Here is a 13511-nt window from a genome sequence, read left to right as displayed (position 1 = left end):
AATCGCCTGCAAGGTCGCCGAGGTTTCTCACTCGCCGTTCAAATCCTTGAGCAGCACCGACTGATCCGTCAGGTAGCGAGCAAAAATCGGCAGGCTTGCCCCGCCGATCGCCCTCGCCTGAGATCCGACCTTGCCCTCGATGATATCGGGTATGACGACCCCACGCAGGTCGAGCCTGGCGACTGCCTCGATTGTCGCATCGACGATACGTTTTCTCACCCAGCCCGGAAAACCACCATCGATGACGGCAGCGCCGAAATCGATGATCGAAGCAGCCGCGATGATGGCCTGCGCCAGGGCTGCCGCCGTCGCCTGGATCCAGAGTTCGAGCGGTTCTCCGAAATCGACCCAGTCGTCGGCGGAATACCAGAGCGGCTGAGGATCGACACCGCGCTCACGCAGCATGTTTTCCAGCACGAAGATCGAGGCGATATCGAGAAGCTGGCGGTTTTCGCCATTCTTGCCCCGCACAGGCAGCGGACCGACCGCACCGGCGGTTCCCGTGCGACCGGAAAAGATACTCGAATTCAAGACGATTCCGCCGCCGATGAACGATCCGATAAACAGATAGATGAAATCCGGATAGGTCGGGCCGACACCGAACACCAATTCCGCTCCGCAGGCGCTCGTCGCGTCATTCTGAAGATGCACGGAATGGGAGACCCGCGCCGCCACTTCCGCCTGCAGATCGAAGCCGCGCCACACCTCCATGGCACCTGCTGGTGCACCGATCTCGTCGGCCCAGTTCCACAGTTCGAATGGCGCAGCGATACCGATACCGGCGATACGCGCCTGCTCTTCGGCGGTCATCTGCGCTTCGATATCGGCAATACCCGAGGTGATGATCCGCAGGATTTCCTGCGGCAGCGGATAGGCATAGGTCTCGTGATACCGCCTGCGGATATTGCCGACAAAATCCATCAGCACCAGATCGGCGCTGCGGCGGCCGATCTTGACCCCGAACGACAGGACCGCATCGGGATTGAGGCGCATGGGCACGGATGGCTGGCCGACACGCCCCCGCACCGGCTCGCCGCGAAGCAAAAGGCCATCTTTTTCCAGCGCCCGCATGATGACAGAGGCCGTCTGTGCGGAGAGACCGCTGAGCCGGGTAATGTCCGCCTTTGACAGGGCGCCATGCAGTCGCACCAGCGACAGAACCAGCCGCTCGTTATAGGCGCGCACCCGTGTCTGGTTGGAACCGCCCGAGAAAGCGACAGAAGAAACAGGCCCGGAAAGCGGGCCATCGGTGATCGACATCCAGCACCTCCCTTGCCTTCGCTCTCTCACGTTGGACACAGCATGACAAGGCATAATAAATAATTCAATCGGAATTAATTATTGACATGAGATTTTCTTTCGCGATTATTGGCGATTGTAAGGATGCAGGAACACCCGGAGGAGGCACTGGGGCGCGATCCGGCCTGTAACCGAATGAACCCGTCCGCAGCGAGCGGACTTCGTCTCTGGGAGGAGATCATGAGAAAATCCGTATTGTCCCTGTCATTCGGGGCGCTGGCGCTTGGCGTCGTCTTTTCCGCACCCGCTCAGGCAGCGGACGTTTCGGCCTGCCTGATTACCAAGACAGATACCAACCCCTTCTTCGTCAAAATGAAGGAAGGCGCGACCGCCAAGGCCAAGGAACTCGGTGTCTCGCTGAAATCCTATGCCGGCAAGATCGATGGTGACAGCGAAAGCCAGGTTGCGGCAATCGAAACTTGCATCGCCGATGGCGCCAAGGGTATCCTGATCACTGCCTCCGACACCAAGGGCATCGTGCCGAACCTGAAGAAGGCGCGCGACGCCGGCCTGCTGGTGATTGCGCTCGATACGCCGCTGGAGCCGATGGACGCCGCCGACATGACCTTTGCCACCGACAACCTTCTCGCCGGCAAGCTGATCGGCCAGTGGGCAAAAGATACGCTGGGCGATGCCGCCAAGGACGCCAAGGTGGCTTTCCTCGACCTCACCCCCTCGCAGCCCTCCGTCGACATCCTGCGCGACCAAGGTTTTATGATCGGTTTTGGCATCGACCCGAAGGACCCGAACAAGATCGGTGACGAGGACGATGCGCGCATCGTCGGCCACGACATCACCAACGGCAATGAGGAAGGCGGCCGCACGGCGATGGAAAACCTTCTTCAGAAGGACCCCACCATCAATGTCGTCCACACGATCAACGAACCGGCCGCCGCCGGTGCTTATGAGGCGCTGAAATCGGTCGGCCGCGAGAAGGACGTACTGATCGTTTCGGTCGATGGCGGTTGCCCGGGCGTCAAGAACGTTGCCGAAGGTGCGATCGGCGCCACCTCGCAGCAATATCCGCTGCAGATGGCGGCACTTGGCATCGAGGCGATCAAGAAGTTTGCCGATAGCGGTGAAAAGCCGAAGCCGACCGAAGGCAAGAACTTCTTCGATACCGGCGTGACGCTGGTCACCGACAAGCCGGTCCCGTCGATCAAGTCGATCGATACCAAGGAAGGCCTGAACAAGTGCTGGGGCTAAACCTCTAGCCAATCCTTGCGAGCCGGTGAAGCAGACTTCATCGGCTCGCCACGGCAACCCGAGCGAAATCGGGCACACGACAAAGCGGGAGGATTTCATGAGCGAGCCAGTGGCAAGCGCACCGCATCACGACTACGAAAAAGTGCTGAAAGACAGTTCGAAGGACGTGGCATCATTCGATCACGACACGCCGTCCGCGCTTCACAAATTCCGCCACTTCCTGCATTCAAACCCGTCAGCAGTGTCGTTGATCGTGCTGGTCGTGTCGTTGATCGTGTTCGGCCTGACGCTTGGCGGCAAGTTCTTCTCCGCCTTTTCGCTGACGCTCATCCTGCAGCAGGTGGCGATTACCGGCATCGTCGGTGCCGCCCAGTCGCTGGTCATCATGACCGCAGGTATCGATCTTTCGGTCGGCGCAATCATGGTTCTGTCGTCGGTCGTCATGGGCCAGTTCACCTTCCGCTACGGCCTCCCACCGGAACTCGCGATCCTCTGTGGTTTTGCCACCGGCGCGCTTTGCGGCTTCATCAACGGCGTACTGATCGCCAGGGTAAAACTGCCGCCCTTCATCGTCACGCTCGGCATGTGGCAGATCGTGCTTGCCAGCAACTTTCTCTATTCCGCCAACGAGACCATTCGCGCCCAGGAAATTGAGGCCAATGCGCCGATCCTGCAATTCTTCGGCGAGACCTTTCGTTTGGGCGGCGCGGTCTTCACCTATGGCGTCATTGCCATGATCCTGCTGGTCGGCGTGCTCTGGTACGTGCTCAATCACACCGCCTGGGGCAGGCATCTCTACGCTGTGGGCGATGACCCGGAAGCCGCCGATCTTTCCGGCGTCAATGTCCAGCGCATGCTGATCTCAGTTTACGTTCTCTCCGGCGTCATCTGCGCGCTGGCCGGCTGGGCGCTGATCGGCCGTATCGGCTCCGTTTCGCCGACCGCCGGCCAGTTCGCCAATATCGAATCGATCACCGCCGTGGTGATCGGCGGCATTTCGCTCTTCGGCGGCCGCGGCTCAATTCTCGGCATGATGTTCGGCGCGCTGATCGTCGGTGTCTTCTCGCTCGGCCTGCGCCTGCTCGGCACCGATGTGCAATGGACCTATCTGCTGATCGGCGTCCTCATCATCGTCGCCGTCGCGGCCGACCAATGGATCAGAAAGGCTTCACGCTGATGACCGACGCAAGAACTCCAATCCTCACCGGCCGCAATATCGTCAAGCGTTATGGCCGCGTCACTGCTATCGACAACGCCGATTTCGATCTCTACCCCGGCGAAATCCTCGCCGTGATCGGCGACAACGGCGCCGGAAAGTCCTCGCTGATCAAGGCTATTTCCGGTGCGATCAGACCCGATGAGGGCGAGATCCGCATGGACGGTGAACTCGTCCACTTCGCCTCGCCGATTGAGGCCCGCAAGGCCGGGATTGAAACCGTCTACCAGAACCTCGCTCTGTCGCCGGCGCTTTCGATCGCCGACAACATGTTTCTGGGGCGCGAAATCCGCAAACCCGGCTTCATGGGCAAGGTGCTGCGCAAACTCGACCATGGCGCCATGGAAAAGATGGCGCGTGAAAAGCTCTCCGAGCTTGGCCTGATGACCATCCAGAACATCAACCAGGCGGTGGAGACGCTGTCAGGGGGCCAGCGCCAAGGCGTGGCAGTGGCGCGAGCGGCGGCATTCGGCTCCAAGGTCATCATCCTTGACGAACCGACGGCAGCACTCGGCGTCAAGGAAAGCCGGCGCGTGCTGGAACTGATCCTCGATGTGCGCTCCCGCGGCATCCCGATCGTGCTGATTTCCCACAACATGCCGCATGTCTTCGAGATCGCCGACCGGATCCACATCCACCGGCTGGGAAAACGTCTTACCGTCATCAATCCGAAGGATTATACGATGTCGGACGCCGTCGCCTTCATGACCGGCGCAAAGGTGCCGGAGCCGCTTGCAGCATGACAATGACCGCCGAAGATATCGCCCGCACACTCATCGACCGTGCGGGCGACAAGCGACGCTTTATCGTCGCGATTGCCGGCCCGCCCGGTGCCGGAAAATCCACGCTCGCCGACGAACTTGCAGTGTCATTAAAAACGCTCGGCGAAAGCGCCGAAGTTTTGCCGATGGACGGCTTCCACATGGACAATGGCGTCCTACAGGAAAAGGGCCTGCTCTCCCGCAAGGGCGCGCCCGAGACTTTCGACGTCCGCGGCTTTCTCGATATCATCCGCGCAGTCAGGGTGGCGGAAGGAGAAGTGCTGGTGCCGGTATTCGACCGGTCCCGGGAACTTGCCATCGCCGCAGCGCGCATCATCGATGCCTCAAAGCGGTTCGTGCTTGTCGAGGGAAACTACCTGCTGCTCGATCGCGCTCCCTGGTCCTCATTGGAAGGACAGTTCGACTATGCGATCCTGATCTCTCCCCCCGTCGCTACACTCGAGGAGCGGCTTATGGATCGCTGGCGCGGTTACGGATTGAGCGAAGAGGCGGCCCGGGCAAAAACGCAAGACAACGACCTGAAGAACGGTGCCCTGGTCAGAGACCATTGCCGTGGAGCCGATATCATTCTGACGGATTAAACGAAAAAGCCTGCCGCGGGAGGAGGTGCGGCAGGCTTTTCGAAAAGATTTGAACAGCGACTGGGAGGAGGAGTGCCGCTGCTCGATCAGGCGCCCTTGGGAGGAGGAGTAGGTCGCCTGAAAATCAAAGCTCTGCGGGAGGAGGTGCATCGCTTTGATGTGGTCATCATACAGGTAGACCGTTTCTTTAGAAGCGATATTGCTGCAGCGGAGCTATGCATTGAACGCTTGACTACCAACACCACGACGAGGCAATGCTCACAAATGTGGCAATAGCCGGAGCCACCGCATCACCGTCTCGCCTCCAGCGCGACAAGACCAGCAAATTGCGACGGATTTGCGGAGTCGATAGGCGCGGACCGGCATCCCGATCGCGCGATCCCCGACGACTGCAGAACCAAGTGCTCCGACAACCGGAAACGCCTATTTCTGGACATGGAAAAGGGCGCGACGATGCGCGCCCTTTCAAAAGCTTCCCGATTGAACGGTATCACACGCTGAAAGCCGCGCCGATCAGTGCCTTCGTATAATCGGCCTTCGGGGCCTCGAAGATCGCATCCGTCTCGCCCTGCTCGACGATCTCGCCGTTCTTCATCACGATCACATAGTCCGAAATGGCTTTGACCACCGACAGGTCGTGACTGATGAAGACGTAGGAGAGATTGTGATCCGCCTGAAGCTTGCGCAGCAGATCGATCACCTGGCCCTGAACAGACCGGTCGAGAGCCGAGGTCGGTTCGTCGAGGATGACGACACGCGGCTTGAGGATCATCGCCCGGGCAATCGCGATACGCTGCCGCTGGCCACCAGAGAATTCGTGCGGATAACGGTTGCGCGCTGCCGGATCGAGGCCGACCTCCTGAAGCGCCGCTATGGCGCGCCGGTCGCGGTCCGCTTTGCTCAAGCCCGGCTCGTGCACAAGCAGGCCTTCGGTGATGACCTCGCCGACAGTCTGGCGCGGCGAAAGCGAACCGTAAGGATCCTGGAAGACGAGCTGCATCTCCTTGCGCAACGAACGCATCTGGCGACGGTCGTGCCGCGAGATGTCCTGTTTGCCGAAGCGGTATGCACCGTCGCTCGGCAGGAGCCGCAGGAGCGCGCGCCCGAGCGTCGATTTGCCGGAACCCGATTCGCCGACGACACCGATCGTCTGGCCCTCATGCAGCCTTACGGTCACGCCGTCGACGGCACGAAAGGTTTTCGGCCCCTTGGAAAACAGGCCTTTGCCGATCTGGAAATCGACCGTGACGTCCCGGCCTTCGAGGATAATCGGGGCATCGTCTGCCGGCGGCGCCTTGCGGCCATGCGGCTCGGCATCGATCAGCATGCGGGTATAGGACGAGGTCGGGTTCTCGAAGATCTGTTCGGTCGTCCCCTGCTCCACCACTTCGCCGCGGCGCATGACGACGACGCGTTCCGCAAAATGGCGCACGATACCGAGATCGTGGGTAATCAGCACGATTGCCATGCCGAACCGCTCCTGCAACGATCGCAGGAGATTAAGAATCTGCGCCTGGATCGTCACGTCGAGCGCCGTTGTCGGTTCATCGGCGATCAGCACGTCCGGTTCATTGGCAAGCGCCATGGCGATCATCACGCGCTGGCGCTGGCCACCGGAAAGCTCGTGCGGATAGCTGTCGATCCGGCGGGCCGGATCGGGGATACCGACCAGTTCCAAGAGTTCAAGCACGCGTTTGCGAGCCTCAGAGCGCGTCCCGCCGCGATGATAGAGGATCGGCTCGGCGATCTGCCGGCCGATCGTGTAGAGTGGATCAAGCGAAGTCATCGGCTCCTGGAAGATCATGGTGATCTTGGCGCCGCGCACCTTGTTCAGCTCACTCTTCGGCAGGCCGACAAGCTCCTTGCCGCGGTATTTCGCCGAACCTGTCACCGCCCCGTTCTTGGCGAGCAGGCCCATGATACCCATCATGGTCTGGCTCTTGCCGGAGCCGCTTTCGCCAACGACGGCGAGTGTTTCACCAGCCTTGATATCGAAGCCGATGCCCTTGACCGCATTCACCATACCGTCAGGCGTCGAGAAATTGACCTTGAGATCGCGGATGGAGAGGATGTTTTCGTCTGTTCCGGTCATATCAGCGGTCCTTCGGATCGAGTGCGTCGCGCAGGCCATCGCCGATGAAGTTCAGCGAGAAGAGCGTTGCCACGAAGAAGATGGCCGGGAAGATCAGCAGCCACGGGGCCGACTGGATATTGCTGGCGCCTTCCGAGATCAGCGCGCCCCAGCTCGTCAGCGGCGCCTGAACACCAAGGCCGAGGAAGGAGAGAAAACTTTCCAGAAGGATGACCTTCGGCACCACGACGGTAACAAAGACGATGACCGGGCCGATCGTGTTGGGGATGATATGCCGGCGAATAATCTGCCAGTCGCTCAAGCCCAAAGCCTGAGCGGCACCGACGAATTCCCGACGCTTCAAGGCCAGCGTCTGGCCGCGCACGATACGGGCCATGTCCAGCCACTCCACCGCACCGATGACGAGGAAGATCAGGATGAAGGAGCGGCCGAAAAAGACGACCAGCACGACAACGAGGAAGACGAAAGGCAGCGAATAGAGGATTTCGACAAACCGCATCATCACATTGTCGACGCGACCGCCGAGATAGCCAGATGTCGCCCCATAGAGCACGCCGATGCCGAGAGAGACTAGGCTGGCGAGAAGTCCGACAGCAATCGAGATCTGGCCGCCGAGCATGACGCGGGCAAGCATGTCACGACCGTTCGGATCGGTGCCGAAGAAGAAATACTCGCGGCTGACATTGCCTTCGACCTTCAGCACGCGCCCGTCGTTTTCGGTTGCCACGACCTGCGTGTTGTTGAATTCGTTGGCGCGGTCGAAATAGCGGGTTGCACGCGGGTCGATCGGGCTTTCGGCGCTCAGTGTCGCGGTGAAAGCCTGCCCTTCGACATTGAACTCGTCGAGATTGACGCGAGCACGGGTAGCGACGCCGCGCATTGCATCTTCGAGCGATGCCTCGTCAGGACGCGGCTCAAGGCTTGGGCCGACAGACACATAGGACGAATAGACCTGGTCATAGCTGTGCGGCACGAAGAAAGGGCCGATATAGGAAAACAGCGCGATCAGCACCATCATCACGCAGCCGGCCATCGCAGCCTTGTTGCGACGGAAGCGAAGGGCGGCCAGCTGAAACAGGCTGCGGCTTTTGGTATCCGGGTTTTCCGGCTGTGTGGGCGCAGGGTTGGTAACGATATCAGTCATGGCGAACCCTCGGATCGAGCAGGCCGTAAATGAGATCGACCACGAGATTGAAAACGATGACGAAGATGGCGATCAGCACGACTGTGCCCATGACCAGCGTATAATCGCGGTTGAGCGCCCCGAGCACGAAATAGCGGCCGATGCCGGGAATGGTGAAGATCGTTTCGACCACCGCCGAGCCGGTCATCAACGCTGCCGCGCAGGGAGCAAGATAGGACACGACCGGCAGAAGCGCGCCTCGCATGGCATGGGTGATGACGACGATCCGTGGCGGCAGGCCATAGGCCCGAGCCGTGCGGATATGGTCGGCATGCAGCGCCTCGATCATCGAACCACGCGTCAGACGGGCAAAGACGGCAAGCTGCGGCAGCGCCAGTGCGATCATCGGCAGAAGGAGAAAACGGAGCGAGCCGTCACCCCAGCCACCGGCAGGCAACATCGACAGGACGATCGCAAAGATCAGCGTCAGGACCGGGCCGACGACGAAGTTCGGAATGGTGGTGCCGACGGTCGCGAGCGACATGATGGAGAAATCGAGCAGGCTATTCTGGCGAAGTGCCGCGATCGTGCCGAGCGTGACGCCGCCGATCAGCGCCAAAAGCAGCGCATAGAGGCCAAGTTCCATCGAATAGGGAAGGCCCTTGCCGATCAGTTCGGCGACACTGTTATCCTTGTAAATATAGCTCGGGCCGAAATCGCCCTGAACGGCATTGGTGATGTAAGTCACATATTGCCGCCACAGGGGCTGGTCCAGCTGGTAGGTCCGCATGATGTTTTCCATCGTTGCAGGCGGAAGCGGACGTTCCAGGTTGAAAGGGCCACCTGGCGCAAAACGCATCAGGAAGAAGGAAATGGTGACGACGATAAACAGCGTCGGTACGGCGCTCGCAAGGCGGCGCAGGACAAAAGCCAGCATGCGGGTGTCTCCTGCAAAACGGCGCCCGCGGTAAAGCAGGCGCCGTCTCGGATGGTCGGATGATTATTCGGAAACGCTGAGGAAGCGGCTCAGGTGCTCGTTGGCGGCATTGTCTTCCCAGCCGGAAACCCGGTTGGAAACGAGCCACAGATCAGCCTGGGTGAGCAGCGGTGCAACCGGCTGGTCACGCGACAGAAGCGCTTCGGCTTCGTGCAGCAGCTTGGAGCGGGCTTCCGGGTTTTCTTCCTCGTAGGACTTCTTCATCAGGGCGTCGAACTCGGGATTGTTGTACTTACCGTAGTTGAACGTCTTGTTGGTCGACAGATTGAGCGCCAGGAAGTTTTCGGCATCCGCATAGTCGGCAACCCAGCCGGCGCGGGCAACATTGAACTTGCCGCCTTCCTGCAGATAGGCGTAGTGCGACGAGACGTCGAGATTGGTCATCGTCACTTTGGCGTTGAACGTGTTCTTCCACATGTCGGCAACGGCGGTTGCAACACGCTCGTGGTTCGGATTGGTGTTGTAGCGGATCTCGATTTCGAGCGGCTTGCCGCCTTCACCGTAACCGGCTTCCTTCATCAGTTCGAGCGCTTTGTCCTCACGATCGAGCTGCGACATTTCCGCGAAGCTAGCCTTGGACGGTTCGCCATAGGTGGCCATGCCCGGGGGAACGAGCGAATAGGCCGGGATCTGCGAGCCGCTGTAGATTTCCTTGGCAAGGAAATCGCGGTCGACAGCCATGGACAGTGCGTTACGCACGCGGACGTCGTCATAGGGTGCCTGGCTGCCGTCGAAGACATAATAGTAAGTGGCGAGTGTCGGTGAAACGTGGACCTGATCCTTGTAGCTGCCGCGCAGGCGCTCGATCTGGTCGGCCGAGAAATTGAAGACAAGGTCCATTTCCTTGGCTTCGAAACGGCGAACGGAAGCTGCCTGGTCGTCGATCGGGTAGAAGATCACCTTGTCCAGCTTCGTATTGGCGGCATCCCAGTGATGCTCGTTCTTTTCGACGACAAGGCTGTCGTTCGGCACGTGGCTGACGAGCTTGAAGGCGCCGTTGGAAACCATCGTACCCGGCTTGACGAAATCGGCGCCGTTCTTTTCGACACTTGCCTTGGAAACCGGCAGCGCGGTCTGGTGGGCGAGCAATTCAAGGAAGAAGGGGGTCGGGCGCTCAAGCGTGACTTCCAGCGTCTTGTCGTCCACGGCCTTGACGCCGAGGGTTGCGATCTCGGCCTTGCCGTTGTTGATCGCTTCGGCATTCTTGATCGGATAGAGAATATTGGCGTATTTCGCTGCGGTCTTCGGATCTTCTACGCGCTTGAAGGAAAACTCGAAGTCCTGCGCAGTAACGGGCGTGCCGTCTGACCATTTTGCATTTTCGCGCAGCTTAAACGTGTAGGTTACACCATCATCGGACAGCGTCCAGCTTTCGGCAGCGCCCGGGATAATCTTGCCGGCGGCATCGTAAATCGTCAGGCCTTCGTAGAGATCCTTGAGGATGAAGGCTTCGATATTAATCGAAGTTTGCGCCTGGTCGAGCGTCTGCGGCTCGCCGGCATTGCCACGATGGAGGACTGCTTCTGCAAAAGCGGGCGCGGATGCAAAGAGCACCGAGCCCAAAAGCGCAGCAGCAGAAAGCTTGAGTAGACGAGAAGACATGATCGTTATCCTTTCCCAGTTTATTCCGGATCAGTTGCAGGAATGAATGACAGAAAGTCATGAACTGCAAGGCATTTCTCATCGCAATCCGTTCAAAACAGATAGTTGCGCAGCCTCAAGAAAACGCCATAGTTGCATGAGAAAATTGCAATCTTGACAAAAAACAGCCTCTACTTTTCAGCCATGCATACGGCCGGCCGCGACACCTGACGACATCTTCCATACAATCGAGGAACGTCACAGACTAATATCCCCTCGCCTTAAGCGTGTTGGCGTAATTTTATTGCTCAATAATGCTGGAGATAGCGATTTCCGGCGAAATCATTAGTCCGCAAAATGCAACCCATAAGTTGCACTTCATTTCATTAGAAGGCCAAACTCTCATCCACAAGCACTGCCCCAGCAAGGGCGCTTCAATAGGTTTTCGCTATCGCGTAACCGATCTCGTTTATTGACGGCCAACCCTTGCATTGCGACATTTTCTCACACCGCTTCAGATCATCTTCTCATCCTGGGGCGAATTCGATGCCCGGAACGGCCGAGGAGGGTGGTTCTGCGACATCTGTCGGGAGGCCAGACAATGACAATACGGATCACCGCTGAAGAGATGACCCAGCGGTCTCGCGATATCGTCCATGACCGAAAGCATATCGAAGGGCCTATGCTGCCCATCCTGCACGCGCTTCAAGCAGAGTTCGGTTATGTCCCGGATATTGCCAAGCAAGTAATCGCCGATGAGCTCAACCTTTCCCGCGCGGAAGTTCATGGCGTTATCACTTTCTACCCCGATTTTCGTGATCACCCGGGCGGCAGACATGTTCTGAAAATCTGTCGCGCCGAAGCATGCCAGTCGATGGGCAGTGATGATCTCGCCGACCGAGCTCGCCGATTGCTCGGAGTTGATTTCCACCAGACGACACCAGACGACGCAGTGACACTGGAGCCTGTCTACTGTCTTGGCCTTTGCGCCTGTGCGCCCGCCGCCATGCTGGATGGCGAGGTCTATGGCCGGGTCGACGAACACTGTCTTTCAGACATTGTTGGGAGGTTAAATCGATGACGGTGACGATTTTCGTTCCGCGCGACGCCGCGTCCCTGGCGCTGGGGGCCGAGAAGGTTGCGACGGCGATCGCCGTCGAAATCGCCGCCCGTGGCCTGGATGCCAGGATCGTGCGCAATGGTTCCCGCGGCATGTTCTGGCTCGAACCGCTGGTGGAGGTCCGCACGGATCATGGTCGAGTGGCCTATGGGCCGGTAACGCCCAAGGATGTGCCAAGCCTGTTCGATTCAGATTTCTTGTCAGGCATGGCTCACCCGCTCTGTCTTGGGCTGACGAAGGAAATTCCCTTCCTTCGTCAGCAGACCCGCCTCACCTTCTCCCGCTGCGGCGTCACCGATCCGCTCTCTCTCGATGACTATCGCCATTATCAGGGGCTGAAAGGGCTGGAAAAGGCCATAGCGATGCCATCGGCGGAGATCGTTGCGCAGGTCACGGATAGCGGACTACGAGGGCGCGGCGGCGCCGGCTTCCCCACGGGCATCAAGTGGAAGACGGTGATGGAGGCGACGGCAGACCAGAAATACATCGTCTGCAATGCGGATGAGGGCGACAGCGCCACGTTCGCCGACCGGATGATCATGGAGGGCGATCCCTTCGTGCTGATCGAGGGGATGGCGATCGCAGGCATAGCGACAGGCGCGACCAAGGGATACATCTATACCCGATCCGAATATCCGCATGCGATTGCCACGATGCGTGAAGCAATCGGGATTGCCCGCGAGGCTGGCATCCTTGGGCCATCCGTGCTCGGTTCGGCCCATGCCTTCGACATGGAGGTGCGGTCTGGTGCAGGTGCTTATGTCTGCGGCGAGGAAACCTCGCTGCTCAACTCGCTCGAAGGCAAACGTGGCGTTGTTCGCGCCAAACCGCCTTTGCCGGCTCTGCAGGGGTTCCTCGGTCGCCCGACCGTCGTCAACAATGTCATCTCGCTTGCCTCCATCCCTGTCATCATGGACAGGGGCGCTTCATTCTACAAAGACTTCGGAATGGGCCGCTCGCGTGGCACGATCCCGATCCAGATTGCCGGCAATGTCAAATATGGCGGCCTGTTCGAAACCGCCTTCGGCCTGTCGCTCGGCGAGATCGTCGATCAGATCGGCGGCGGCACTGTGACCGGGCGACCGGTCAAGGCCGTACAGGTCGGCGGTCCACTTGGTGCCTATTTTCCACGCGCGCTGTTCGACACGCCATTCGACTATGAGGCCTTTGCCGCCAAAGACGGTTTGATCGGCCATGCCGGCATTACCGTTTTCGACGACACTGCCGACCTTTTGAAACAGGCGCGTTTCGCGATGGAATTCTGCGCACTCGAAAGCTGCGGCAAGTGTACGCCATGCCGCATCGGCTCGACCCGTGGCGTCGAAACGGTCGACAGGATCGCCCGGGGCATTGAACCGGAAAAGAACAAGGCGTTGCTTGCCGATCTCTGCAACACGATGAGGTATGGCTCGCTCTGCGCACTTGGCGGCTTCACGCCCTATCCGGTGATGAGCGCAATGACGCATTTCCCGGAAGATTTCGCTCCCTCACCCCTCATCGAAGCGGCGGAGTAA

At 59.4% G+C, this 13511-nt stretch carries 11 protein-coding genes; 6 read left to right on the top strand and 5 right to left on the bottom strand.

Annotated features, from left to right (window positions below):
* Nucleotides 1-27: 27 nt before the first annotated feature.
* Nucleotides 28-1260, bottom strand: a complete 1233-nt coding sequence (locus JNB91_RS10150) for an ROK family transcriptional regulator (protein ID WP_220325387.1) — start codon at nt 1258-1260, stop codon at nt 28-30.
* 219 nt (nt 1261-1479) lie between these two features.
* Between JNB91_RS10150 and JNB91_RS10145 the strand changes: the two genes are divergently transcribed.
* From JNB91_RS10145 to JNB91_RS10130, 4 genes are all read left to right on the top strand, one after another.
* The gene (locus tag JNB91_RS10145; protein WP_220325386.1) at nt 1480-2505 is read left to right on the top strand and encodes a sugar ABC transporter substrate-binding protein; all 1026 of its coding nucleotides are present in this window, start codon (nt 1480-1482) and stop codon (nt 2503-2505) included.
* Nucleotides 2506-2602: 97 nt separating this feature from the next.
* Nucleotides 2603-3682 carry an ABC transporter permease gene (locus JNB91_RS10140; protein ID WP_220325385.1) on the top strand — a complete coding sequence of 360 codons (1080 nt, stop codon included), beginning with the start codon at nt 2603-2605 and terminating at the stop codon, nt 3680-3682.
* The gene (locus JNB91_RS10135; RefSeq protein WP_220325384.1) at nt 3658-4464 is read left to right on the top strand and encodes an ATP-binding cassette domain-containing protein; all 807 of its coding nucleotides are present in this window, start codon (nt 3658-3660) and stop codon (nt 4462-4464) included. The genes JNB91_RS10140 and JNB91_RS10135 overlap by 25 nt, the downstream gene beginning before the upstream one ends.
* A complete protein-coding gene (locus tag JNB91_RS10130) occupies nt 4461-5084 on the top strand; it encodes a nucleoside triphosphate hydrolase (protein ID WP_220325383.1) in 624 nt (207 codons plus the stop codon). The genes JNB91_RS10135 and JNB91_RS10130 overlap by 4 nt, the downstream gene beginning before the upstream one ends.
* A gap of 490 nt (nt 5085-5574) precedes the next feature.
* On the opposite strand, the gene JNB91_RS10125 is transcribed toward JNB91_RS10130, so the two are convergent.
* The 4 genes from JNB91_RS10125 to JNB91_RS10110 all read right to left on the bottom strand — a co-directional run bounded on the left by JNB91_RS10125 (nt 5575) and on the right by JNB91_RS10110 (nt 10898).
* Nucleotides 5575-7176 carry an ABC transporter ATP-binding protein gene (locus tag JNB91_RS10125; protein ID WP_220325382.1) on the bottom strand — a complete coding sequence of 534 codons (1602 nt, stop codon included), beginning with the start codon at nt 7174-7176 and terminating at the stop codon, nt 5575-5577.
* A gap of 1 nt (nt 7177) precedes the next feature.
* A complete protein-coding gene (locus JNB91_RS10120; RefSeq protein ID WP_220325381.1) occupies nt 7178-8320 on the bottom strand; it encodes an ABC transporter permease in 1143 nt (380 codons plus the stop codon).
* Nucleotides 8313-9236, bottom strand: coding sequence for an oligopeptide ABC transporter permease OppB (gene oppB, locus JNB91_RS10115; RefSeq protein WP_220325380.1), 924 nt, complete (start codon nt 9234-9236; stop codon nt 8313-8315). The genes JNB91_RS10120 and oppB overlap by 8 nt, the downstream gene beginning before the upstream one ends.
* Nucleotides 9237-9299: 63 nt before the next feature.
* Complete coding sequence (locus JNB91_RS10110) at nt 9300-10898, bottom strand: peptide ABC transporter substrate-binding protein (protein WP_220325379.1); 1599 nt, start codon at nt 10896-10898, stop codon at nt 9300-9302.
* A 580-nt stretch (nt 10899-11478) separates the two neighbouring features.
* On the opposite strand from JNB91_RS10110, the gene JNB91_RS10105 reads away from it, so the two are divergent.
* Entirely contained in the window at nt 11479-11958 is a 480-nt protein-coding gene (locus JNB91_RS10105; RefSeq protein ID WP_220325378.1) for a formate dehydrogenase subunit gamma, read from the top strand.
* Nucleotides 11955-13511: a formate dehydrogenase beta subunit gene (locus JNB91_RS10100; protein WP_220325377.1), complete on the top strand. Its 1557-nt coding sequence runs from the start codon at nt 11955-11957 to the stop codon at nt 13509-13511. Before JNB91_RS10105 ends, JNB91_RS10100 begins: the two co-directional genes overlap by 4 nt.

It is taken from the genome of Aliirhizobium wenxiniae (assembly GCF_019511445.1).
Classification (GTDB): Bacteria; Pseudomonadota; Alphaproteobacteria; order Rhizobiales; family Rhizobiaceae; genus Neorhizobium; species Neorhizobium wenxiniae_A.
The sequence above is the reverse complement of the archived record's forward strand: the minus strand, read 5'-3'. Positions and strand labels throughout refer to the sequence as shown.